This is a genomic window from Intrasporangium calvum DSM 43043 (assembly GCF_000184685.1).
GTDB classification, from domain to species: Bacteria; Actinomycetota; Actinomycetes; order Actinomycetales; family Dermatophilaceae; genus Intrasporangium; species Intrasporangium calvum.
Map to the genome: position 1 here is coordinate 521,128 of NC_014830.1, position 20,562 is coordinate 541,689.

Below are 20,562 nucleotides of genomic sequence, written 5' to 3' on the forward strand. Positions count from 1 at the left end.
GCGCGCGCGATGTACCGGGCGCTCCACGACCGCTACCCGTACGCGCACTGCGAGCTCGACTTCACCACGCCTCTCGAGCTGCTCGTCGCGACGATCCTCTCGGCGCAGACCACGGACGTCGGCGTCAACAAGGTGACCCCGATCGTCTTCGCGAAGTACCGCACCGCGGCGGACTACGCGGCGGCTGACCGGACCGAGCTCGAGACGATCATCCAGCCGACCGGCTTCTTCCGCGCCAAGTCCGACAGCCTGATCAAGCTCGGCCAGGCCCTCGTCGAGCGGTTCGACGGGGAGGTCCCGGGGCGGCTCAAGGACCTCGTCACGCTTCCCGGCGTGGGCCGCAAGACCGCCAACGTCGTCCTCGGCAACGCCTTCAACGTGCCGGGCATCACCGTGGACACGCACTTCGGCCGTCTCGTGCGCCGCTTCGGCTGGACTGCCGAGGAGGACCCGGTCAAGGTCGAGCACGCGGTCGGCGCGCTGTTCCTGCGCCGCGACTGGACGATGCTCAGCCACGTCGTCATCTTCCACGGCCGGCGCACCTGCCACGCCAAGAAGCCCGCCTGCGGAGCCTGCCCGGTCGCGCGGTGGTGCCCCAGCTACGGCATCGGCGAGACCGACCCGGAGCGCGCCGCACGGCTGCTCAAGTTCGAGCTGGCCCCGAAGTGACCGCCCCCCTGACCCCGGCACCGAGGGGAGCCCGCGTCGTCCACTCCGGAGCGACCGGGGCGATCCCGCCCGGGCCGGCGGGGCTGCCGCGGCCGCGGTGGCTCGACGAGGTGGCCGAGCGGGTGCCGTCCGTGGACGCCCACTGGTTCTCCCGCTTCCAGCCCCCGGAGGAGGGCGGGCGCGAGTCTGCGGTCCTCATGCTCTTCGGGCCACCCCCGGCGGGCGAGCCGTCCGAGGGCGAGCACGTCATCCTCATCGAGCGCTCGCACACCATGCGCACCCAGCCGGCCCAGATCGCGTTCCCCGGAGGCTCGCGCGACCCCGAGGACGAGGACAGCGTCCACACGGCCCTGCGCGAGGCGGAGGAGGAGACCGGCATCGTCCCGGCCGGCGTCGACGTCGTCGACGTCCTGCCGAGCCTCTACCTGCCGCCCGCCAACTTCGTCGTCGCGCCGGTCCTGGGCTGGTGGGCCGAGCCCGCGCCGCTCACGGTCCGTGACCCGGCCGAGGTCCAGGAGGTGCTCTCCGTCCCGATCTCCCACCTCATCCACCCGGAGACCCGGTTCACCGTGACCCATCCCAGCGGCTACGTCGGGCCGGCGTTCGAGCTCGACCACCTGCTGCTCTGGGGTTTCACCGCCGGACTGCTGAGCCGCGTCCTCGACCTGGCCGGGCTCGCCGTCGAGTGGGACGAGGCGCGCCGGCGCCCGCTCCCCGAGATCTACCTCAGGGACCGCCGATGAGCGGCGGCCTCATCCTCGACATCGCGCTCGCCCTCATCCTCGTGGCCTACGGCATCTCGGGATACCGCAACGGCCTGGTGGCCAGCGTCTTCTCCCTGCTCGGCTTCTTCGCCGGGGCGGTCATCGCGATCTGGGCGCTGCCGGTGATGCTCGCCGACCTCGACGCGGTGGCCAACGACTCGCGACTGCGCGTCCTCGTCCTCATCGTCGGCGTCGTCGTCATCGGCTGGGTCGGGCAGGTCCTCGGCAGCCTGCTCGGCGCGCAGGTGCGTCGCCGGATGGGCCAGCCCGGGGTCCGTCAGGTCGACTCGGTGCTCGGCGCGGCCGTCGTCGTCGTCGCGGCGTCGCTCATCATCTGGTTCCTCGGCGGGTCGCTCCGCACGGCGGGAAACCCGAGCGTCGCCCGGTCGATCTCCGAGTCGCGGGTCCTGCGGGCCGTCAACAGCGTGGTGCCGGAGGACGCGGGCCAGATCTTCGCCGGCTTCCGGGGCTTCCTGTCGAGCCAGGGCTTCCCGCAGGTCTTCGGCGACCTCGTGCCCGAGCCGATCACGCCGGTCGAGGCGCCAGACCCGCGGATCGGCGACTCCGGCGCCATCACCCGGGCCGCCTCCTCGGTCGTCAAGGTGACCACCGCCTCCGAGAGCTGCGGGCGCGGCCAGGAGGGGACCGGCTGGGTGCTGAGCCCCAACCGCATCGTCACCAACGCCCACGTCGTCGCAGGGGCCGACCGGCTGCAGGTGACCAGCCGCGAGCAGACGGTCGCCGGTCGCGTCGTCCTCTTCGACCCCGACCGCGACCTCGCCGTCATCAGCACCGAGGGCCTCGATGCGCCGGCTCTCGAGCTCGGCTCCGACCTGCCCCGCGGGGCGGCCGCCGCGGTGCCGGGCTTCCCGCTCGACGGCCCCTACACCGTCGTCGCGGCCCGGGTCCGACAGGTCCTCGACGCGCGGGGTCGCGACATCTACGGCGGCGACCCCGTCGTCCGGGAGATCTACTCGCTCTACACGCGCGTCCAGCCCGGCAACTCCGGGGGGCCGCTGCTCGACGCGAACGGTCGGGTCGCCGGCGTCATCTTCGCCAAGTCCCTCGACGACGACAACACGGGGTACGCGCTGACGCTCGACGAGGCGATGCCGGTCCTCGACGCGGCGCTGCAGGCCGACCGAGCGGTCGGCACCGGGGCCTGCATCCCCGGCTGACCCGCCACCGGCGCGCCGCGCGATCGCGCTGGGAGCCAGCCCAGCGGCATACGAAAAATGGGGTATGCCGCTGGGCTCGCTTCCCGGGGCAGCCGCGACTACGACACTGACCCGTCAGACGAGTCAGTGTCGTAGTCGCGGCTCCACGACTTCAGTGGGCCTTGACCGCGAGGACCGGACAGTCGGCGTCGAGGAGGAGGCGCTGCGCCGTCGACCCGAGCAGCAGCTTGCCCACGGGAGTGCGGGGGCGCAGGCCGATGACGAGCATCCGCGCATCGACTTCCCCGATGATCCGGAGGATGGCGTCGGCCGGGTCGGTCCCGTGCTCGACGCGGCGCACCTCGTGCGGGACGCCGGACTCGGTCAGCTCGGCGTCGAGCCGGCTCAGCTCGGTCGAGGCGGCGCGGTGGGCGTCGACGAGCTTGTCGTCCCGCGACATGTTGACGACGAGGAGGGAGTCGCCGTGCGCGCGGGCCTCGGTGATGGCCGCGGTGATGGCCGCCTCGCCCTGGGTGGTCGGGATGTAGCCGACGACGATCGTCATGCGGAGACCTCCGTGGGGGTGTGGTCGCGGTCGGACGGGCGCTTGCCCGGAAGCAGCCGGCCGATGAGGGGCCAGAGGATGACGCCGGCGATGATCGCGTAGCAGACCCACGCCACCGGCCCGCCGATGAGGCCGCTGATGTCGCCGCCGGAGAGCTGGAGCGAACGGCGGCCGTGCTTCTCGGCGAGCGGGCCGAGGATGACGCCGATGATGAGCGGCAGCACCGGCAGCCCGAAGCGACGCAGGGCGAAGCCGACGAGGCCCAGCGCGAGGAGGAGGAACAGGTCGAACGGCTGGGCGTTGACGGCGTAGGCGCCCATGGTGGCGAAGAAGAGGATGCCGGCGTAGAGGTACGGCCGGGGGATCTGGAGCAGTTTCGCCCAGGTGGGCGCCAGAGGCAGGTTGAGCAGGAGCAGCATCGTGTTGCCGACGAAAAGGCTCGCGACGAGGGTCCAGACGAGGACCGGCTGCTTCTCGATGAGGAAGGGCCCCGGCTCGAAGCCCCAGCCCTGGAGGGCGGAGAGCATGATGGCCGCGGTCGCGTTGGTGGGCAGGCCGATCGCCAGGAGGGGGACGAGCGTGCCGGCGGCCGACGCGTTGTTCGCGGCCTCGGGTCCGGCGACGCCCTCGATGGCGCCGTGGCCGAACTCCTCGGGGTGCTTGGCGAGGCGGCGCTCGGCGAGGTAGGACAGGAAGGTCGGCACCTCGGCGCCCCCCGCCGGAATCGCACCGAACGGGAAGCCGAGGGCGGTGCCGCGCAGCCACGGCTTCCACGACCGGGCCCAGTCCTCCCGACCCATCCACGGTCGGCCGACCGGGATGACCGTCGCGGCCTTGCGACGCAGGTGGGCCGCCACCCATAGGGCCTCGCCGACGGCGAAGATGCCGACGGCGACGACGACGACGTCGATCCCGTCCGCGAGCATCGGCTGCCCGAAGGTCAGCCGCTGCTGGCCAGTGACGAAGTCGATCCCGACGACGCCGATGGTCAGGCCGACGAGCAGCGCCGCGAAACCGCGCACCCGCGACGACCCGAGGACGGCGCTCGCCCCGACGAAGGCCACGAGGAGGATGGCAAGCAGCTCCGGCGAGCCGAGGTTGATCGCGAAGGCGACGACCTGCGGCATGACGAGCACGAGCAGGGCGGTGCCGATCGTCCCGGCGACGAAGGAGCCGATCGCGGCGGTGGCCAGGGCCTGCGCCGCCCGGCCCGACTTGGCCATCTTGTTGCCCTCGAGCGCCGTGACGACCGAGGCCGACTCGCCGGGCGTGTTGAGCAGGATCGACGTCGTCGACCCGCCGTACATGCCCCCGTAGAAGATTCCGGCGAACATGATGAGCGCCTGGGTCGGCTCGAGGCCGTAGGTGATGGGGAGGAGCAACGCGACCGTCATGGCCGGCCCGATGCCGGGCAGGACGCCGACGGCGGTGCCGACGGTGACCCCGATGAGCGCGAAGAGCAGGTTCATCGGGGTCAGGACGTGCCCGAACCCCTCGATGAGGTGGTTGAGGTTGTCCATCAGAGGATTCCCTTGAGGATGCCGGCCGGGAGGTTGACGCCGAGGCCGATGGCGAAGCCGTAGAAGGTGGTCAGCGCGAGGGCGATCCCAAAGGCCAGGCCGCGGACGTGGTGCTCGTTGCCGAGGGCGTAGGCGCAGCCCCAGAAGAGGAGGCTGCCGGTGATGACCCAGCCGAGCGGCTGGATGAGCAGGGCGCTCGCGCCGAAGACGACGATGAGGAGGCCGACGGTCTTCCAGTCGGCCCGGCTGCCGAGGTCGACGTCCTCGCCGCCCTCGGCCTGGCCGACTCCACCGCGCCAGACGTCGATGGCGTAGGAGACGGCGGTGATGAGCAGGAGCACGCCGAGGACGATGGGGACCGGCCGCGGACCGAGCGGGTCGTTGCTGCTCGTGACGTGGCGGATGTTCGCGGCGTCGACGAGCAGCAGCACGCCGAGGCCCGCGAGGGCCGCGCACACCCCGTACTGTGCGCGGTCCTCGCGGGGCTTCGCGGCGGCACCGGTGGTGTCCACCTGGGGGTCAGACATGGTCAGCTGACCAGCCCGAGGCTCGTCAGGATCTCGGCGACGGCGGTGTCCTGCTCCTTGAGGAAGGTGCCGAACTCGTCCCCGGTGACGAAGGCGTCGGTCCAGCCGCGCTTCTTCATCTCGTCCTTCCAGGCCTGCGAGTCGTGCATCTTCGTCAGGGCGTCGACCCAGACGGCCTGGTCGGCGTCGGAGATCTCCGGCGGAGCCACGATGCCGCGCCAGTTGGTGAAGAGGAAGTCGACGCCGGACTCCTTGAGCGTCGGCACGTCGGGCAGCGCCTCGATGCGCTCCTCGCTCGTCACCGCGAGAACCTTCACCTGGCCGGCCTTGACCTGGTCGAGGAACTCGCCGAAGCCGCTCGCCCCGAAGGCGATCTTGTTGCCGATGATCGCGGGGAGCAGCTCGCCGCCCCCGTCGTAGGAGATGAAGGAGACGGACTTGGGCTCGATGCCGACCGCCTTGGCCAGCCGCATCGGGAGCAGGTGGTCCGGGCCGCCGGGCGACGAGCCGCCGCCGACGTTGACCTTCGACGGGTCCTTCTTCCACGCGTCGATGAGCGAGGTGATGTCCTTGTACGGAGAGTCCTTGGAGACGACGATGGCGCCGGCCTCCTCGATCAGCTTGGCGATCGGCGTCGTGTCGTTGAGGGTGGCCTGGGACTTCTGCGTGTAGGCCGCACCGACGACGCCGAGGCCCATCTGCATGGCGAGCTTGCCGTTGCCCTTCTCGTTGACCGTGCGCTGCAGGCCGACGGTTCCGCCCGCGCCGGGGAGGTTGAAGACCTGGACGGTGCCGGTGATCTGCTCGGTCTCCATCACCTTGGCGACGGTGCGGGCCGTCGTGTCGTAGCCGCCACCGGGGGAGTTGGGGACCATGATCTGCAGGCCGGACGCGGGGGCGGCGCTGCCGCCGGTGGCGCCGCTCGCACCGGCGTTGGTGTTGGTGTCGTCCGCGGTGGCGCCGCACGCCGAGAGCGTGAGGGCTGCCGTGGCGATCCCCGCGGTGAGCAGGGACGCCTTGCGGGCGGTGGGATGTGCTCTCATCGTTGAGGCCTCTTTCGGTTCTGGGGCTGGAACGGCATGATCGTGCCCGCGCCACGAGGCCGTGTCGCTCTTGTGTCATCAATGAAGGTTGAGTTCTTTGTGGTCATGCGTCGACTGCGCCGATTCACGCTCGCCGGGCAGCTCCTGGTCGCCCAGGTGGCGATCCTGCTGACCGTGCTGATCGCGGTCGCGTTCGTCTCGCTCGCGCAGTCGGAGGCGACGTTCACCCGCACCGAGGGTCGGCGCCTCTTCGCCATCGCCGAGCAGCTCGCGAGCCACCCGCTCGTGCGTCAGGAGCTGGCGCCGCCGCAGGTCATCAACGCCCTGCCGACGGTCGTCCAGGGCACCATCACGCAGTACGGCCTGGCACTCGTGTCGGTCGCGGACTCGAGGGGCGTCGTCAAGGACTCGTCGGACCCGACGACGGAGGAGCGGCAGCTGCCGCTCGGGTCAGAGCGGGTGCGCCAGGGTGCGAGCTGGACCGGCCCGATGGAGCTCGCCGGTCGGCGGATGCTCGCGGCCCAGACGCCGGTCCTCTACTCGCCGGGCACGAACGTGCCGGCAGCCGGGGGCCTGTCGCCCGGGACCCGGCTCGGCACCGTCATGGTCGCCGTCGAGATGCCGTCGGTCATCGACCGCCTCCAGGGTGCCTCCTCCTACCTGCTGACCTACCTCGGCCTCGCTCTCGCCCTGGGTGGCCTCGGGTCCTGGCTCCTCGCCCGGCGCCTCAAGCGGCAGACCCTCGGCCTCGAGCCGCACGAGATCACCGGGCTGGCCGAGAGCCGCGAGGCGATGCTGTTCGGCCTCGCCGAGGGGGTGGTCGCCCTGGACACGTCGAACCGGATCACCTTGGTCAACAACGTCGCCCAGCGCCTCCTCGACCTGCCGGAGCGGGCGGTCGGGATGTCCGTGTCGGACCTTGCCATCGGGCCGCGGCTGCGCGAGGTGCTCCTCGGGCAGACCGGCGACGAGCCCGACCAGGTCGTCCTGCGTCGGGGGAGGGTGCTGGTCATGAACCGGATGGAGGTCGCCAAGGACGGCCGGCCGCTCGGCTCCGTGACGACGCTCCGCGACCGCACCGAGCTGGCCGCGCTCGAGCGGGAGATCGGCTCGTTCCGCAGCTCGACCGAGCTGCTCCGGGCCCAGGCGCACGAGTTCGCCAACCAACTGCACACCATCTCCGGGCTGATCCAGCTGGGGGAGTACGACGAGGTCGTTCGGTTCGTCGACTCGGTGAGCCAGCACCGGGCCCAGCTCGACCTGACGGTGGCGCGACGGATCCAGGACACGGCCGTGTCGGCGCTCGTCATGGCCAAGGCCGCCCAGGCGACCGAGCGGCGCGTGGAGCTGCGGGTCTCGGACGACACGGCGCTCGGCCGGATGTCGTCGGTGGACTCCGCCGACCTGGCCGCGGTCGTCGGCAACCTCGTCGACAACGCGGTCGACGCCGCGGCGACGGCCGGCGGCGACGAGCGGTGGGTCGAGCTGGCGATCCACCAGGATGCGAGCAGCCCGAGGAGCACGGTGGAGGTGATGGTCTCCGACTCGGGGCCGGGGGTCGCGCCCGAGCTCGTCACCGAGGTCTTCACCCACGGCTTCACGACGAAGGCCGCCGAGGCGGGGGAGCGCGGCATCGGCCTCGCCCTGACTCGGCTCATCTGCCAACGGCGGGGCGGCGAGGTCGAGGTGGAGCGGACCGAGGAGGGGGCCACCTTCATCGCGCGCCTCACGGTCGACTCCCCTGCCCTGCAGGAGTCCCGATGATCAGCGTGCTCGTCGTCGACGACGACTTCATGGTCGCTCGGATCCACCGTGGGTTCGTCTCGCAGACAGAGGGTTTCGAGGTGGTCGGGACGGCGAGCTCGGGCGGGGAGGCGCTGGAGCTGGTGGGTCGGCTCAAGCCGGACCTCGTCCTCCTCGACCTCTACCTGCCCGACATCTTCGGCCTCGACGTCGTCACGCGGCTCCGCGCGGCGGGGGAGACCTGCGACGTCCTCGTCATCACCGCGGCCAAGGAGGCCGACTCCGTCCGCGCCGCCGTGCGGCACGGAGTGGTCGGTTACCTGCTCAAGCCGTTCTCGCGCGCCGACCTCGAGCAGCGCCTCATGTCGTATGCCGCTGAGCGCGCTCGCGCTGTCGACGCCGGGGAACTGACCCAGCAGGAGATCGACGCCGCCTTCGCGTCGGGCGCGGGAGGGCGTCCGGCTGCCGTATCGCTGCCGAAGGGCCTGTCGGTGGAGACGGCCGAGGCGGTGCTGCGAGCGCTCCGCGAGGCCGACGACACGATGTCGGCGACCGAGTGCGCCGAGGCCGTGGGTATCTCCCGTGTGAGCGCCCGGCGCTACCTGGAGCACTTCGTCGCGACTGGGGCGGCCGAGGTGTCGCTGCGGTACGGCGCGACGGGCCGCCCGGAGCGCCGCTACCGCCCCCGCTGACCATCCGCTTCGCCCTCCTTCGCCCCCTGCCTCGCGGTTCGAGGTATCCATCGACTCCTGGTTGTCGTCTGTTACCTCGAATGACCAGGTTTCGTTTCAACAGGACAGGCGCCTGAGTCGAACGTAGATTTCCCTCATTCCCATCTCGACCGGGATGGGCCGTTCCAAGGGAGTCCCCATGCGCAGAACCACACTCGGCAGCGTTGCCGCTGCGGGCCTTTTGCTCGGTGGCCTGGCCGTCGCGCCCACCAGCGCCCAGGCCGTCAACACCTCCGCGGAGGCCGGCGTCATCCCGGGTTCGTACATCGTCGTCCTCGCCGATTCCGCCTCACCGCGGGCCGTCGCCGCGGAGCACGCCCGCACACAGGGCGCCACCGTCGACCACCTCTACCAGTACTCCATCAAGGGCTATGCCGCGCACATGTCGGCGACGGCGGCCGCCCGGGTGGCTCGTGACTCGCGCGTCGTCTCGGTCGTGCCGGACCGCGAGATGTCCATCGACGCACAGACCCTGCCCACGGGCATCAACCGGATCGACGGTGAGCTCAGCTCGGCGCGGGCCGGGGACGGGGCGGGCTCCGTCAACGTCGACGTCGCGGTCATCGACACCGGCGTCGACCTCGACCACCCGGACCTCAACGTCGTCGGCGGCACCAACTGCTCGACCGGCCGCAGCTACGACGACGGCAACGGGCACGGCACCCACGTCGCCGGGACGATCGGCGCCAAGGACGACGCCAACGGTGTCGTCGGAGTCGCCCCCGGCGCGCGCATCTGGGCCGTCCGGGTGCTCAACAACCAGGGCAGCGGCTCGTGGTCGTCGATCATCTGCGGTGTCGACTGGGTGACCGCTCGCGCCGGGACCATCGAGGTCGCCAACATGAGCCTCGGTGGCAGCGGCAGCGAGCCGGCCGGCAGTGGCTGCTCGACCGGTGACGCCCTGCACGACGCGATCTGCCGGTCCGTCGGGGCCGGCGTCACCTACGCGGTTGCCGCTGGGAACTCTGCCGTCGACTCGAAGGGCGCGGTTCCGGCGGCCTACGACGAGGTCATCACCGTGAGCGCGCTCGCCGACTTCGACGGCCAGCCGGGTGGACTCGGCGCGGCGACGTGCCGCAGCGACGTCGACGACACGTTCGCGAACTTCTCGAACTACGGGGCCGACGTCGACATCATCGCTCCTGGTGTCTGCATCAACTCGACGTGGAAGGGCGGCGGCTACAACACCATCTCCGGCACGTCGATGGCCTCCCCGCACGTCGCCGGTGCTGCGGCGCTCTACAAGTCAACGCACCCGACGGCCTCACCGTCCGCCGTGCAGACCGCGCTGGTCAACGCGGGCAACCTGAACTGGAACAACGTCGACGACAAGGACAAGATCAAGGAGCCCCTCCTCAACGTCGCCGGCTTCTGATCACGTAGCTCCACAACGTCGAGTGGCCCCGAAGGCACCCAGTGCATTCGGGGCCACTTTACTCGGAGGGTCCCGTCCGGGTCAGGAAGTCGATCACCGAGTCACCGACCGACCGCATCCCGGCGAGCACCTCGGCCCCCAGTTTGTCGTCGAGCTCGGGAGCCCAGTTCGCGATCGCCGTCCACGCGACGGTCCGGCCTGCCCACGTCGCCGCCCCGATGTCGGCGCGCACGCCGGGCTCGGTGCCCGTCGTGTTCCAGTAGGCCAGCTCCCCGCCGAGCGAGGCGTGGTGCGCGAGCGGGTCCACCCCGAACCGTTCGACGAAGGCAGCCCCGACCATCGACTGGTCGACGTTCGCCGAGAGCCAGCCTCGCACCAGCCGGTCCGCCGACCCACCCATCGCCGACCCACGCATGAGGCGCTCGGCGAGCCAGCACAGCTCGAGCGCCGTCCCGGAGGACGCCGACTCGGGGTCGGCCGCCCCTCGCGCCGCCCGCACCCGGTCGTGCAGCCCCGTGCGCATCAGCCCCATCGAGGCCGTGGAGTCGGCGACGCCGGAGAGCCCGACGTGGCGGAGCAGCACGTTGGTGGCGAGGTTGTCGCGCACCGCCCCGACGAGCGCGGCCACGTCGACCAGGGGCAGGGCCTCCACCGCCAGCGTCCGCCAGATCCCCGAGCCCCCCGCGACGTCCTCCGGCGTGCGCCGCAGCAGCATTCCCCCGTCGACGGCACCGTCAGCCACCCGCCGAGCCGCCGCGAGCAGCAGGAGGAGCGTGCCGACCGCGCCGGTGCGCAAGGGAACGTGCGCGTGGGGCGAGCTCAGCGGCATACGCCTGCCTTGGATGCGGAGGGCCACCGCCCAGCGAACGTCAGACGACAACGAGAAGCCGAGATCCATTGCTACCGAACGGACTTCAGCCAGCGGAGCAACTCAGCCGACACGGCGTCCGGTGCCTCCTCGGTCAGGAAGTGACCGGCGCGCGGGATCGTCACCGAACGGAAGTCCCCCGCCGCGTACTTCTCGGACCCGCGGATCGAGCTGACCAGGACGCACCCGTCGTCGGCGCCGTGCAGCTCGAGCACGGGCACGTGGATGGCGTGGCGGATCCGCCGCATGAAGAACGGCCCGTCGGGGCGCAGCTGCGACCGCCCCAGCCAGCGGTAGTGCTCCGCCGCGGAGTGCGCGACGAACGGGATCATCATCGCGTCGCCGTAGCGGGCGACGTCCTCGGGCGTGGGAAAGTCCCCACCTGGCGCCGACCAGTCGCGGAGCAGCCCGCCCACGTAGTCATGCGACCGCGTCATCGCCCGCTCCGGCCCGAACGGCCGCTGCAGCGAGACGATCCACGAGGAGGCGGCCCGCTGCTTCCGGTTGAGCCACGACGCACGCCGCATGACGCGGGGGTGCGGCATCGAGAGCGACGCGACGGCGGTCGTCTCGTCGGGCCGCAGCGCCGGCATCGCCCAAGCGATCCAGCCGCCGAGCCCCTGCCCGACGATCGTGGCCTCGGCCTCGCCGAGGGCGCGGATCACCGACGCCGCATCGAGCGTCGCCGTGTAGGTGTCGTAGCCGCGGGGTGGCTTGTCGGAGCCGCCGTAACCGCGCAGGTCCATCGCGGCGACCCGGTACCCCGCCTCGGCGAGCGAGACCATCTGGTGGCGCCACGTGTACCAGAACTGCGGGTAGCCGTGCAGCATGAGGACGAGCGGTCCGTCCCCCAGCTCGGCGACGTGGAAGCGCGCGCCGTTCGCAGCGACGTGTCGGTGCTGCCACGGTCCGTCGATCTCGACGAAGGCAGCGTCGACCGGCATGAGTGGAGGGTAGCGGTCCGATCAGGGATTGGTCGTATCGGACCTCGTCCCGTCGCTGGCTGCAGTGACGGGCGTGCCCGAGGGGAGGGTCGCGGTCGACGGCCGGTCCCACTCAGGTCGGGGTGCGGCGGCCATCGTGCCGGGGTTGGCGGTGGCGGCCTTGAGCGCGGCGACCGTCTGCTGGGCCTCGGCGACGGCCTTCTTGGGGGTCGGCTCGACGGTCTTCATCTTGCGGATGCCCGCCATCGCGAGGATGCCGGCGACGAGGAGCATGAGGACGGTGATGATGAGCCACGCCGCCCAGCGGGGGAGCCAGATGTCGAGGACCTCGACGAGCGTCGTGAAGACGAAGTAGACGGCGTAGAAGCCGAGCACGGCCGCAGCGGCGAGGAGCCCCCCGCCCTTCCCGGCCTTCTTCAGCTGGCCGGACACCTCCGCCTTGGCCAGGGCGATCTCCCCTCGGACCAGCGTCGACATGTCCTGGGTCGCGGCGGCGACCAGCTGCCCGAGCGTCCGCTCCTGCCGGGGGTCCGTGCTCATCGGTTCACTCCTCCACGTGATCGGCTGCGCGCGCGGCGCTTGCTCCTGCCACCCTACTGTGCGGTGCACAGGGGTGCTTCGGGCGACGCGCGTGCGGCCGCCCGGTGGGACCCGTACCCACAACCGGGCGTATGCCGCTGAGCTCGCTCCGCGCGCCCGTGCCGTCGGGCGCCTCCCGCCCTGGGGAGGGCCGGGCGGGCTGGCGGGCTGGCGCGGCTGGCGCCGCTAGCGGCGCGTGAAGTGGCCGGTCAGCGTGGCCGTGGCGAGCGTGTGCGAGCTGACTGCCGCGTTGAACTCGTCGAGCGTGGCGCCCGGAGGGATGTTCGGGGCCGCGATGTCCAGGGCGTGGAGCGTGAACACGTAGTCGTGCGTGCCCGACGGCGGGAAGGGGCCGGCGTAGGCCCGCACCTGGCGGGTGCCCTCCGGCAGACCACGGGCGGCGGCCCCCTCCATGAAGGTCGTCGTCGTCGGACGGATGTCGCAGACCATCCAGTGGACGTAGCCCCGGGCGACGGGATGCCAGTCCACGACGGTGAGGGCGAAGGACCGGGTGCCGGCGGGCTCATCGGACCACGTGAGGTGCGGGGAGACGTTCTGCGCTCGCTTGCCGCACTTCTCGGGGATCTCCTGGCCCTCGGCGAAGGTGGACGAGGTGAGCTTCATCGGTTCTCCCGGAGTCAGTGGCGAGTCGCCGGGTCGTGGATCGGCGACCATCTCATCTTGGCCCCTCAGCGGTGCGTGGGCCACCTGGCGCGGGGGTGCAGGAGAGTGGCCTCCACCTGCGAATACGTGCGGGCCTGCGTTACCCCCCGCATCCACGAAGGTAAGAGGACAGTGAGGCAGAGTCGGCTGCGACTCCCTCAGCCCCGGGCTAGCAGCTCATCCTGCGCGTCGGTGTTTGAGCAAGGCCGATCGGCGCGGGGGACTCGCAATTGCGTCGTGCGCTCAGCCCGCGCGCGACTACAGTGTGCTGATAGGCGTGAACTTACCGCGTTCAGGCAATAGAAACTTCATGAATTCGACTTCACTGGCAGTGCCACGCTTCGTGTAAGTGCGTGATTCGACGACGAACCAAGTGGAATTGACGTCCGATATGTCGTTGACTGTTCGCGCGATCCTCAGGTCGCTGCGGTCGCCACCATAGGCCTTGAGGTACTCCTCCATCTTGAGGAATTTCTCCTCCACGTTGACTGGCGAAAAGGCTGGGCCCGTCTTGTCAGTTATGTCGGCGGCGGGAGTTCCGGCATAAACCCGATTCTCTTTCATGTCTCGGGTGACCACGCTACCAACCATGGCAACAGAGCGGTCTTCGGCGGTAATTGGGGACACTATGCAGTGCCCAACAAACCAGACATCCTTGCCGATGCGCAAAGGCTTCTCGGACAAGAAGCGGCAGCCTTCTAGGGTGTCGCCATACTTGATATGGCTCCATAGCTGGGAGTGAGCGCCAATGCCACAGTTGTCCCCAATCGTGACCCCACCGATGGAGTCGATGATGGTGAACTGCCCGATCCACGCGTTGTGTCCGATGAGGCAAGGACTGTATCCATGAACGTTGGTGTCATGATGAATTTTGCCGTAGTCACCCAAGGAAAACTCTGGGCAACGGATTTGGACGCGCTCGCCGATATAGCAGTTGTCTCCAATTGTCACCACGTCTGCGGGCCCTCCATCCGCGCCGCAGATGACCGCAGACGGATCGATGAACGTTCCCTTGCCAATCGTGAGTTTGTTGGCCTTGATATTGTGCATCGTCGAGCCTCCCGTGATACTTCTCGTCCATGTGCGCAGTGAGGTTGATAGATCTATTGAGGTCGGTGCCCTGGCCTTCTCGGATGTTCTTTAAGTCACACGATGTCCGGTGACGATCTGGCGTCACCCATGGATCGGCACAAAGCTAGAAATTGCCGAGACGACGCGGTCGAGGTCCGACTCGGTGAGGTTGGCGTGGAGCGGGAGCCGGACGAGGCGGTGCGCGCGGTCGTCGGCGACGTCGCACGGGAAGGGGGTGCGGCCGAGGGCCTTGCCCGCCGGCGAGGCGTGCAGCGGCTGGTAGTGGAACGGGGCGACGATGCTCTCGGCAGCGAGGCTCGCGATGAAGGCCTGCTGGTCCTCGTGCGTCGGCAGGAGCAGGTAGTAGAGGTGCGCCGGGTGCTGCCGGCGCTCGGGAACGGTCATCAGGGAGACGCCGTGGTCGGCGGCCCACGCCTTGAGGTCCGTGGCGTAACGGTCCCAGACGGCGTGGCGCTTGCCCTGGATCTCCGAGTAGTGCTCGAACTGCGCCATGAGCACGGCTGCTTGCAGCTCGCTGGGCAGGTAGGAGGAGCCCTGGTCGACCCAGGTGTACTTGTCGACCTGGCCGCGCAGGAACTGCGAGCGGTTGGTGCCCTTCTCGCGGATGATCTCCGCGCGGCTGAGCAGCGACGCGTCGTTGATCAGCAGCGCGCCACCCTCGCCGCACGTGAAGTTCTTCGTGTCGTGCCAGCTCTGCGCCCCGAAGGTGCCGAAGGTGCCGAGGTGCTGCCCGTCGTAGTACGCGCCGAGACCGTGCGCGTTGTCCTCGACGATGGCGACGTCGTTGGCTGCTGCGAGCTCGGTGAGTCGGTCGAGGTCGGCCGCGACTCCGCCGTAGTGGACGACGAAGATGGCCCTGGTCCGGTCGGTGAGGGCCGCGGCGGTGGCGTCGATGTCGAGGTTGAGGGTCTCGGGGAGGACGTCGACGAAGACCGGAGTGGCGCCCCGCAGGGCGATGGCGGTCGCGGTCGACGGGAAGGTGAACGTCGGCACGATGACCTCGTCACCGGGGCCCAGGCCGAGCGCGACCGCTGCGAGCTCCAGGGCGTGGGTCCCGCTCGTCGTGAGCAGCGTCGACGTGGCCCCCGTCAGCTCGGTGAGAAAGTCACTGGCCCGCTTGGTGAACTGTCCGTCCCCGTGCCAGACGCTGGACTTCAGAGCCTCAGCGATGTAGGGCTCCTCGAGCCCGGTGCGGTATGGCGTGGAGAAGGAGATCTGGCGCACGCCCCGTAGCATCCCACGAACGCTGTGGTTAGCCTAACGACCGTGAATCGCTGGTTGTCGTCCTCGAAGCTGTCCTCGACGCTGCGCTGGACACACCAGCCGGCGCGGTATCTCGTCGTCGCCGGGACGACGAGCCTGGTGTATCTCGGGCTGGTCGCAGGGGGCCTCGCGCTCGGGCTGCACTACATCGCGGCCATCCTCGTGGCCCAGGTCATCACGATCTCCTTCGCCTTCCCCGCGTACCGGCACTGGGTCTTCGCCCCGGGCGCCGAGTGGACCAAGGACCTGGCGCGCTTCGTGTCGGTGTGGTCCTCGGGCGCCGTTGCCGGGCTGGTGATGACGCCGCTGCTCGTCGAGCTCGCTGGGTGGCCGCCGATGCTGGCCCAGGTGGTCGCGCTGGTCGTCGTGTCGGTCGGCTCCTACCTCAGCCACCGGTTCTTCACCTTCCGGCACGTCTCGCCCTGAGGGGCGCTGGAGCGGGTGTCGCCGCGGGTGTGCGGGCGGGTGACCGGAGGGTGTGGTGACTGGGCATACTGACGACGTGAAGATCTCGGTCGTCGTCCCCTGTTATCGGTCCCGAGCCACGCTTCCGGAGCTGGTGCGGCGCCTGCACGAGAGCCTCCCGGCCATCGCGGACGCCTTCGAGATCATCCTCGTCGTGGACGGCTCCCCGGACGACACCTATGCCGTCGCCCGCGGCCTCGAGCGCGACAACCCGGCCACGATGCGGACGGTGCTCCTGCGCCGCAACTACGGGCAGCACAACGCCCTGCTCGCCGGGATCATGCGGGCCAAGCACCCGATCACGGTGACCATGGACGACGACCTCCAGCACCGTCCCGAGGAGGTCGGCACGCTCGTCGCGGCCCTCGACGACCCGCTGGTCGACCTCGCCTACGGCGTGGCCGCCGAGGAGGAGCACGGGTTCACCCGCTCGTTCGCCTCGCGGATCGTCAAGGCGGGGCTGGCGGCGTCGGGGGTGCCCAACGCGAAGGACGTCAGCGCCTTCCGGGCGTTCCGGACTGATCTCCGGGAGGGGTTCGAGCACGTCGCCGACCCCTTCGCCTCGCTCGACGTGCTGCTCAGCTGGACGACGAACTCCGTGCGCCGGGTCACCGTGCAGATGGACGAGCGCGAGACGGGCCGGTCGAACTACTCGTTGCGGGGCCTCGCGCGCCATGCGATGAACATGGTCACCGGCTACGGCACCGCCCCGTTGAAGCTCGTCACCTGGATGGGCCTGCTCACCTCGGTGCTCGGGTTTGCCCTGCTCGTCTCGGTCCTCGTCCGGTACTGGGTCGGCGCGGTGGAGGTCGCCGGCTTCACGACGCTGGCCTCGATGCTCGCGATCCTCAGCGGGGCGCTCATGCTGTCGATCGGCATCCTCGGTGAGTACATCGGTCGACTGCATTTCCGGTCCATGCAGAAGCCCACCTTCCTCGTGAAGGAAGACAGCCACCGGTCGTCGACGTGGGGTGAGGTCAAGCCGGTGGAGCTGCACCCCGCTCGGGCGGACGTCGGCCCTGACGAGGTCGCCGAGGCTCTCGAGGAGCGCTACCGCCGCCAGTCCTGAGAGCCCCTCCGGCGGGACGACTCAGTCCGGGTGACCGGGCGAGGCGTCGTACACGTCGGGGATCCCGTCGCGGTCCGAGTCGCGGAGCTCCTGCTCGTGGATGCGTCGGTAGACGCGGTTGCGGAGCCGAAGGACGACCGCCGCGAACAGTGAGGCGATCAGGCTGCCGAAGAGGATCGCGAACTTCACGTGCTCGTCCCGCTCCGAGCCGAGCCCGAAGGCGAGGTCGCCGATGAGCAGGCTGACGGTGAAGCCGACCCCGGCGAGCATCGACAGACCGAGCACGTCTGTCCAGGCGAGGCCGCTGTCGAGTTCGGCACGGGTGAACCGCGACATCGCCCACGTGCTGCCGAAGATGCCGATCGGCTTGCCGAGCACGAGCCCGACGATGACCCCGAGGGCCGCCGGGTCGGAGAGCGCCGCGGAGAAGCCGCCGCCGATCACGGTGACGCCGGCCGCGAAGAACGCGAAGACGGGCACCGCGAACCCGGCGGAGAACGGCCGGATCTTGTGCTCGATCCGCTCCGCGAGCGAGTGCCGGTCCGGGTCGTCCTCGATCGCCCGGTTCACCGGCACGAGGAGTCCGAGCAGCACACCGGCGACCGTGGCGTGGATGCCGCTGGAGTGCACGAACCCCCACGCGAGAATCCCCGGGATGGCGAGGACGAACGGGTTGGTGATCTTGCGCTGCAGCAGGAACCGCCAGGCGGCGAGCGGGACGATCGCCGCGGCGAGCCAGAGCAGGTTGAGCGACTGTGTGTAGAAGATCGCGATGATCGTGATCGCGATGAGGTCGTCGACGACCGCGAGGGTCAGCAGGAAGGACCGGAGCGCGCTCGGCAGGTGGGTGCCGATGACAGCGAGGACCGCGAGCGCGAACGCGATGTCCGTGGCCGTCGGGATCGCCCAACCACGGAGTATGCCGCTGAGCTGGGTCGCGTCGTCACCGCTCGCCACCAGCGTGGCCGTGATGACGAACAGGATCGCAGGTACTGCGACGCCGGCGGCCGCGGCGACGATGGGCAGCGCCGCCTTGCGGCGGTCGGCGAGGTCGCCCGCGACGAACTCGCGCTTCAGCTCGATGCCGGCGACGAGGAAGAAGACCGCGAGGAGCCCGTCCGCAGCCCACTCCCCGAGCGAGAGGTCCAGGTGCAGGGACTGCGGGCCGACCGTGGTGTCCCTCAGCGCCGAGTAGGCCTCCCGCCACGGCGAGTTCGCCCAGACGATCGCTGCCACCGCAGCGATGAGCAGGAGAGTGCCTCCGACGGTCTCCTGCCGCAGGATGTCTGCGACGTAGCGGGACTCACGCCAGGATCCTCGTCCGAGGAGCCGGCTGGTCGGGCGGGGCGGGAGTGTCATGTCGTCCTCATGGGCAGATGGGTCATCGGACGCCGACCAGACTTCCCGGCACACCATGGCTCACGGATCATCGGAAGCCGCAGCCAGTCTACCGACGCACCCTTCGAGGGCGTGTGACGCCCGTCACCCGGACACTGTCCGGCAATTTCTTCGATTCTCGGGACAGGGGTGCGATCCGGGACATACGTTCCTCGCCGTAGGGCGACACATCGGGTGGGCCCTTCAGTCTTGTGGAGGAAACATGACCAAGCTTGCTGCCAAGCTGCAGACCCTTCGCTCTCGTGAAGAGGGCGCCACCGCCGTCGAGTACGGCCTCATGGTCGCTCTCATCGCCGTCGCCATTATGGTGACGGTCGGCCTTCTCGGCGATGCCCTCGACGGCCTGTTCGCGCGGGTCTTGGCGGCGGTAAACGCCGCCTGAGTGGTGGATGGGTAGCGCCTTCAGCAAGTGTGTCGATCGAAGCGCTACCCAACACCCCGCTCCAACGAGGAAACCCGAGGGGATATGGCGCTGACGACCCGTGCAAGTTTCTTAAGACAGAGGATTGTTGAAGGGTTCGAAGGGACGACCGAAGGGTCCGAGCGGGGGGCTTCAGCGGTCGAATTCGCTTTGGTCCTTCCCTTGCTCTTCCTCATCTTGGCGGGGATCGTGGACTTCGGGCGATTCATGTTCACCGCCTCTACGCTGACCAATGCCGCGCGGGAGGGAGCTCGTGTCGCAGTCGTCAGCGATCCCTACAGCGGCGCTGCAGTGACCACGCGAGCGAGGGCGGCCTCACAGGGCATGGACCCGGAACTGGTCAATGTAATCCCCCCTGCAGCATGTCCAGCAGATAGCGACATCGTTGTGCGCGTTACCTATCCGTTTGAGTGGATCATTCTGGGGCCGGCAGTGAGTCTATTCGGTGGGCCTGGCCCTACTGACGGCATTGAGGCGTCGGCCTCAATGCGTTGTGGAGGTTGAGTTGCCTAAGAACGTCCACCCTGAGCGGGGCGGAGTCGCAGTCATCGCTGCGGTCGTGGTTGCCTTCGTGATGCTCGGCGCTTTGGCGATCAGCGTCGACGTTGGATTCTTCAAACTGGAGCGAGGTCAACTTCAAAATGCGGCCGATGCCACCGCCCTCGCCTTGGCTCAGGAATGTGCGTCTGGCGATGACTGTGGCCCAGCGGAGGTGGACGAGGTCGCCAACCTCCTAGGGGACAATTCATGGACCGATGGGGAGACTCGGTACGACACCAATCCTGGTCGTCCCGACGGGGCGTGTGGTCGGGGCGTCGGCCTTCCGGGCTGCGCGACAGTACTTAGTCTTGACAACTTGGCGCAGTGCCCACCCCTGCCAAACTGGCTCACATTCGGGGCCGGGGCGAACATTCCCTATGTCGAGACGTATACAAATACACGAACGCGAGACGGTGGAGACGGCCTCCTTCCTTGGTTTGGAGAAGCTGACGCGGAGGTGACACAAAGCACCTGCGCGCGTGCGGCTTGGGGACCGCCCGCCGGGACCGGTCCAACGCTTCCCCTAACAATGAATCTCTGCGACTGGAATACCACAACCGAAAACGGGACTAAGTTCGCCCCTCCACCTCAATACAGCACGTCACCAGGGACGTCTCCGCTCGAGGAGGTTCCAAGCGAAGTTCTTGCCCACGTCGTTGGTCTTTTCACGCACGATTCGAAAGGGACAAAATGTTCCGGGTCGCCGGGCCAGGAGTATCCGGGCGGGTTTGCATGGCTTGACCCTGAGGGCGACTGCGTAGCTGACATCGACGACAACTCAATTGTTCCGGGTGACACGGGAGCGCCTCCGCCGGGAAATTGCAAGGACTTGCTGCAGACCTACCTCGGGTCTGAAGTATTAGTCCCAATCTTTGACTCTGTCAGTGGTACGGGCGCCAACGGCGAGTTCCACATATCCGGCGTTGCATCCTTCTATTTGGCGGGTTTCGGCAACGTTCCATCGGCGCAGCCAAGCAAGAGCACAGCGGTTTATGTAGAACCAAGCACCATTTGTGCAAACCCCTGCAATTCCTCGTCCACGTATGTTTGGGGTTGGTTCACTTCCGGCCTAGCCAAGGCCGGGTCGGGAGGCGTCGGTAGCGGCCCATCCCGCGGCGTTACGGTCGTGGTCCCCGCGGGCTGAATTGAACACTGCTGATCATCGT

General features: G+C 69.3%; 22 protein-coding genes. 11 read left to right on the forward strand and 11 right to left on the reverse strand.

Features of this window, described 5'->3' with window-relative positions; genetic code table 11:
- Positions 1 to 9: 9 nt before the first annotated feature.
- From nth to INTCA_RS02450, 3 genes are read left to right on the forward strand one after another with little or no spacing between them, the layout of a single operon-like run.
- Positions 10 to 669 carry an endonuclease III gene (gene nth, locus INTCA_RS02440; RefSeq protein ID WP_041307177.1) on the forward strand — a complete coding sequence of 220 codons (660 nt, stop codon included), beginning with the start codon at positions 10 to 12 and terminating at the stop codon, positions 667 to 669.
- The gene (locus INTCA_RS02445; RefSeq protein ID WP_013491349.1) at positions 666 to 1,412 is read left to right on the forward strand and encodes an NUDIX hydrolase; all 747 of its coding nucleotides are present in this window, start codon (positions 666 to 668) and stop codon (positions 1,410 to 1,412) included. Before nth ends, INTCA_RS02445 begins: the two co-directional genes overlap by 4 nt.
- Entirely contained in the window at positions 1,409 to 2,611 is a 1,203-nt protein-coding gene (locus INTCA_RS02450; protein ID WP_013491350.1) for a MarP family serine protease, read from the forward strand. The genes INTCA_RS02445 and INTCA_RS02450 overlap by 4 nt, the downstream gene beginning before the upstream one ends.
- A 151-nt stretch (positions 2,612 to 2,762) precedes the next feature.
- Here the strand turns inward: INTCA_RS02450 and INTCA_RS02455 are convergent, their stop codons facing one another.
- The 4 genes from INTCA_RS02455 to INTCA_RS02470 are packed head-to-tail and all read right to left on the reverse strand — an operon-like array spanning position 2,763 to position 6,245.
- Complete coding sequence (locus INTCA_RS02455) at positions 2,763 to 3,155, reverse strand: universal stress protein (RefSeq protein WP_013491351.1); 393 nt, start codon at positions 3,153 to 3,155, stop codon at positions 2,763 to 2,765.
- Positions 3,152 to 4,675, reverse strand: coding sequence for a tripartite tricarboxylate transporter permease (locus tag INTCA_RS02460; RefSeq protein ID WP_013491352.1), 1,524 nt, complete (start codon positions 4,673 to 4,675; stop codon positions 3,152 to 3,154). The genes INTCA_RS02455 and INTCA_RS02460 overlap by 4 nt, the downstream gene beginning before the upstream one ends.
- The gene (locus tag INTCA_RS02465) at positions 4,675 to 5,202 is read right to left on the reverse strand and encodes a tripartite tricarboxylate transporter TctB family protein (protein WP_013491353.1); all 528 of its coding nucleotides are present in this window, start codon (positions 5,200 to 5,202) and stop codon (positions 4,675 to 4,677) included. The genes INTCA_RS02460 and INTCA_RS02465 overlap by 1 nt, the downstream gene beginning before the upstream one ends.
- Before the next feature lie 2 nt (positions 5,203 to 5,204).
- Positions 5,205 to 6,245 carry a Bug family tripartite tricarboxylate transporter substrate binding protein gene (locus tag INTCA_RS02470; RefSeq protein WP_013491354.1) on the reverse strand — a complete coding sequence of 347 codons (1,041 nt, stop codon included), beginning with the start codon at positions 6,243 to 6,245 and terminating at the stop codon, positions 5,205 to 5,207.
- 81 nt (positions 6,246 to 6,326) lie between these two features.
- On the opposite strand from INTCA_RS02470, the gene INTCA_RS02475 reads away from it, so the two are divergent.
- The 3 genes from INTCA_RS02475 (at position 6,327) to INTCA_RS02485 (ending at position 10,094) form a co-directional block, all read left to right on the forward strand.
- Positions 6,327 to 8,009 (forward strand): sensor histidine kinase, encoded by a 1,683-nt coding sequence (locus INTCA_RS02475; protein ID WP_013491355.1) that lies wholly within the window; start codon positions 6,327 to 6,329, stop codon positions 8,007 to 8,009.
- Complete coding sequence (locus tag INTCA_RS02480) at positions 8,006 to 8,680, forward strand: response regulator (RefSeq protein ID WP_013491356.1); 675 nt, start codon at positions 8,006 to 8,008, stop codon at positions 8,678 to 8,680. The genes INTCA_RS02475 and INTCA_RS02480 overlap by 4 nt, the downstream gene beginning before the upstream one ends.
- Positions 8,681 to 8,858: 178 nt before the next feature.
- Positions 8,859 to 10,094: a S8 family peptidase gene (locus INTCA_RS02485; RefSeq protein ID WP_013491357.1), complete on the forward strand. Its 1,236-nt coding sequence runs from the start codon at positions 8,859 to 8,861 to the stop codon at positions 10,092 to 10,094.
- Between the two features lie 58 nt (positions 10,095 to 10,152).
- Here INTCA_RS02485 and INTCA_RS02490 read toward each other — a convergent pair whose 3' ends face one another.
- The 6 genes from INTCA_RS02490 to rffA all read right to left on the reverse strand — a co-directional run bounded on the left by INTCA_RS02490 (position 10,153) and on the right by rffA (position 15,464).
- Entirely contained in the window at positions 10,153 to 10,923 is a 771-nt protein-coding gene (locus INTCA_RS02490; RefSeq protein ID WP_013491358.1) for a serine hydrolase, read from the reverse strand.
- Positions 10,924 to 10,994: 71 nt separating this feature from the next.
- Positions 10,995 to 11,906, reverse strand: coding sequence for an alpha/beta fold hydrolase (locus tag INTCA_RS02495; RefSeq protein WP_013491359.1), 912 nt, complete (start codon positions 11,904 to 11,906; stop codon positions 10,995 to 10,997).
- 21 nt (positions 11,907 to 11,927) lie between these two features.
- Positions 11,928 to 12,446, reverse strand: coding sequence for a phage holin family protein (locus INTCA_RS02500; RefSeq protein ID WP_041307181.1), 519 nt, complete (start codon positions 12,444 to 12,446; stop codon positions 11,928 to 11,930).
- A 225-nt stretch (positions 12,447 to 12,671) separates the two neighbouring features.
- Positions 12,672 to 13,109 (reverse strand): YbhB/YbcL family Raf kinase inhibitor-like protein, encoded by a 438-nt coding sequence (locus tag INTCA_RS02505; RefSeq protein ID WP_013491361.1) that lies wholly within the window; start codon positions 13,107 to 13,109, stop codon positions 12,672 to 12,674.
- Positions 13,110 to 13,406: 297 nt separating this feature from the next.
- Positions 13,407 to 14,198 carry an LbetaH domain-containing protein gene (locus INTCA_RS02510; RefSeq protein WP_013491362.1) on the reverse strand — a complete coding sequence of 264 codons (792 nt, stop codon included), beginning with the start codon at positions 14,196 to 14,198 and terminating at the stop codon, positions 13,407 to 13,409.
- Positions 14,199 to 14,321: 123 nt separating this feature from the next.
- Positions 14,322 to 15,464 carry a dTDP-4-amino-4,6-dideoxygalactose transaminase gene (gene rffA, locus INTCA_RS02515; RefSeq protein ID WP_218916285.1) on the reverse strand — a complete coding sequence of 381 codons (1,143 nt, stop codon included), beginning with the start codon at positions 15,462 to 15,464 and terminating at the stop codon, positions 14,322 to 14,324.
- Positions 15,465 to 15,506: 42 nt separating this feature from the next.
- Here rffA and INTCA_RS18505 point away from each other — a divergent pair, with 42 nt between their 5' ends.
- Together INTCA_RS18505 and INTCA_RS02525 are read left to right on the forward strand one after the other, a co-directional pair.
- Entirely contained in the window at positions 15,507 to 15,929 is a 423-nt protein-coding gene (locus INTCA_RS18505; RefSeq protein WP_013491364.1) for a GtrA family protein, read from the forward strand.
- A 76-nt stretch (positions 15,930 to 16,005) separates the two neighbouring features.
- The gene (locus INTCA_RS02525) at positions 16,006 to 17,037 is read left to right on the forward strand and encodes a glycosyltransferase family 2 protein (RefSeq protein WP_148236456.1); all 1,032 of its coding nucleotides are present in this window, start codon (positions 16,006 to 16,008) and stop codon (positions 17,035 to 17,037) included.
- 21 nt (positions 17,038 to 17,058) lie between these two features.
- Here INTCA_RS02525 and nhaA read toward each other — a convergent pair whose 3' ends face one another.
- Positions 17,059 to 18,396, reverse strand: a complete 1,338-nt coding sequence (nhaA, locus tag INTCA_RS02530) for a Na+/H+ antiporter NhaA (protein ID WP_013491366.1) — start codon at positions 18,394 to 18,396, stop codon at positions 17,059 to 17,061.
- Between the two features lie 241 nt (positions 18,397 to 18,637).
- On the opposite strand from nhaA, the gene INTCA_RS02535 reads away from it, so the two are divergent.
- The 3 genes from INTCA_RS02535 to INTCA_RS18955 all read left to right on the forward strand — a co-directional run bounded on the left by INTCA_RS02535 (position 18,638) and on the right by INTCA_RS18955 (position 20,540).
- A complete protein-coding gene (locus INTCA_RS02535) occupies positions 18,638 to 18,817 on the forward strand; it encodes a Flp family type IVb pilin (protein WP_013491367.1) in 180 nt (59 codons plus the stop codon).
- An 84-nt stretch (positions 18,818 to 18,901) separates the two neighbouring features.
- Positions 18,902 to 19,360, forward strand: a complete 459-nt coding sequence (locus INTCA_RS18950) for a TadE family protein (protein ID WP_083807843.1) — start codon at positions 18,902 to 18,904, stop codon at positions 19,358 to 19,360.
- On the forward strand, positions 19,350 to 20,540 hold the full coding sequence (locus INTCA_RS18955; protein WP_280513530.1) for a pilus assembly protein TadG-related protein: 1,191 nt from the start codon (positions 19,350 to 19,352) through the stop codon (positions 20,538 to 20,540). Before INTCA_RS18950 ends, INTCA_RS18955 begins: the two co-directional genes overlap by 11 nt.
- Positions 20,541 to 20,562: the final 22 nt, after the last annotated feature.